The following is a 2,592-nucleotide window of genomic DNA, read 5'->3' on the forward strand; positions in this document are numbered from 1 at the left end:
ATATTCTATCAGAATTATCAGCTGAACCTATCTTTCCGATCAATAGTTTATCAATTATTTTTTTATTATAAGTAACTATCGTATATTCTTCAACATCTGTCATATTTCTAGCTAAAATATAGACTTCTATGTCATTTATATTTGGAAGTTTTAATATGGTGTCTATATATTTGATATCAGCGTAGCCTTGCTTTAAATTAATAGGCAAAACCTTAATATCATAAGTTGGAAACCTATTTTTACAAAAATTATTATCATTTTCCATATTACAACTTGTGTAACTATTAAGCGTTAACGGAAGTTTTGTTTCTTTAATTACCTTACTTTCGTCCAAATTAGACGCTTGCATCTTAGTATAATCAACTTCTTTCTCTATGATTTTTGAGTCTTTCTTTATGTCTTCTTTATTAACTATTGTCTTTTCATTAATTACCCGAGGCTGTGAGATATCAAAATTACATCCTACAATAAATAAAGAAAATGACATTATTACAAGGTATAGGCTCTTCATATTAACATTTATCCTTTTTTGAGATTATAATATCTACAGTTACTGTGATCAGAGCATTAATTTTAATAGCAATAATGCACGCTGCAATAAAATATAGCTTATGGAATATATTATTTAATATCATATATTCGTTCAAAACTATCTTTTGTAAACTCAAAGCAGAAGTATCCACTATCTTCATCACGATAAGCAGATATATCTCCCTCTATACAGAATTCGTTAGAATCTTTAGTAAAACTTATTTTTCTATAATCAACTAAGTATTTAAAAGGATAAACTATCTTAGTTTTAGGATCTATAACAACTATATAACCAAAGCTGTCCTCAGGTACTACTAAAACCTTCTTGCGATCAAAATTTATATTTTTATTAGTATTGCTATAAATTATTAAATTGTCTTTGCTACAAAAGTCTTCGTCGCCATAGTCATATTTGCACTCTTCATTGCTATTAATTAATACTTTATAGTTTGAATCTTTAGAATGTACTGAGGTGCAACTACATATAAAAACCAATAATATAGCTGATATTAATCTCATAAAATTCTCCTAAAATAACTTTGTATCAACCGACATAACTTTATCAAATGCTTCTTCTGAACTTGATCCTTGAGAGATTAGAGTTTTATAATCGTTATTCATATCTTTCAGTGCTTTTATTGCTAAAGCTGGTGATGTATGTGCTTGGTTTCCACCTGTTCCAGACCAATAGCTTTGACCCCTTTTGAGATCAATTGTATATGAGACTAGTTTGCCATTTTCTGCTTTCTTTTTTGCAATTCTAGAAGTAGCAAATGGAACTCCTACTGAAGCCCATATTTTAGCTATTTTCATAGTGGCGGATTCAATGTCTTTATTACTACCAGATTTAATAGCAGTTATAATATTAGTTTTTTTGACGAAATGTTCTAAAAACATTAGTTCTTGTGTTTCAGGAGTCAATTTAGTGCTTCCTAGTAGCTTTAATGATTTTTGAACTTCACCTAATGTATCAGGTATAATTTGATATTTGCCCATTGCAAAGCGCTTATCTTTATTATCGCCACTCAAAGTACCTAACTTTCGCCATTCATCGATAGTTCTAGCTTCAATGTTTTCATATCCTGATGTCCATGCATACTCTCCTATAGTACCTCTATTAAAAATATCGTAGCGTCCACCTTGATTTTCATGCGATGCAATTATTTTCCCAATAATACCACCTATACTTTTCATATTTTTTGTTTTATTTTTAGTAATAAAAGTACCTCCACAAGCAAGCATTTTATTATCAGTATGAGTACTCAGATCACTACCTACCATTTCAGCTACCGTTTTAGCGTAAAAATTTAGCTTTTTATACTTTTGTTCGTATTCTCTACTGTCAAAATGAACCCAACTACTGGCTCCGTCAGCCGTAGTTTCTAGTGATATTTCATTTTTCTTATCCCATCTATATTCTGCACCCATAGATTTTACCAATATAACTTCCCTTATTTTCTCAACATCAGCTACAGAATTAGCTATCGCTCCATTAGATACGCGACTAAATTGTACGTCTAAAGCTTGACCCATATGATTAACACTTTTCCTACCTTTTTGGACATTTCTAACAATACATCTGTATCCTGAGCTTACTAAAAGTGCTTTATAGCCTATTTTCGTGAATGATAAATAAAACATACAGGCTTTATCGCTAATAACAGGAGCGGTCCGTCCATGCTCATCTAATACTCCTTCAATCAATTGCCCATCAGGGCGCAGTATTTGAAACTCAATGTCATTAAAATTATGCTGATAAAACAAATCATAAACATCGAGTTTATTACTAAACAGTGGGATAGTCTTAGGCATCATCGGTAGGGCATAGTTAGCTCTCGCCCCACTCACAAGCCCTTTCTTCACCGCCTTAACTTTAATCGTCCCCGGACACACCAGCTTAATACCACTCTCATCGATCGTAATGGACGCCCCTGCTGACGTTTGCAGCTTAATGCGCTTCGGACTCGACACATTCACCTGTCCTGACTCACTACCAATCGTCATACCTTGTTGACTGTTCAACTGCAACTCACCACCTTGGGCTTGTATCGCTACCGGCTT

The 2,592-nt window shown here is 32.8% G+C and carries 3 protein-coding genes; all 3 read right to left on the bottom strand.

From position 1 onward, the window contains the following. On the bottom strand, window positions 1-511 hold a 511-nt coding region (locus tag JMY08_RS13840), incomplete at its 3' end, for a hypothetical protein (RefSeq protein WP_201593756.1). A gap of 110 nt (window positions 512-621) precedes the next feature. Next, window positions 622-1,050 carry a hypothetical protein gene (locus JMY08_RS13845; protein ID WP_201593757.1) on the bottom strand — a complete coding sequence of 143 codons (429 nt, stop codon included), beginning with the start codon at window positions 1,048-1,050 and terminating at the stop codon, window positions 622-624. Window positions 1,051-1,059: 9 nt separating this feature from the next. After that, the coding region (locus JMY08_RS13850) for a DUF2345 domain-containing protein (protein ID WP_201593758.1) at window positions 1,060-2,592 on the bottom strand (1,533 nt) is incomplete at its 5' end.

Source organism: Psychrobacter sp. Pi2-51, from assembly GCF_904846665.1.
GTDB classification, from domain to species: Bacteria; Pseudomonadota; Gammaproteobacteria; order Pseudomonadales; family Moraxellaceae; genus Psychrobacter; species Psychrobacter glaciei.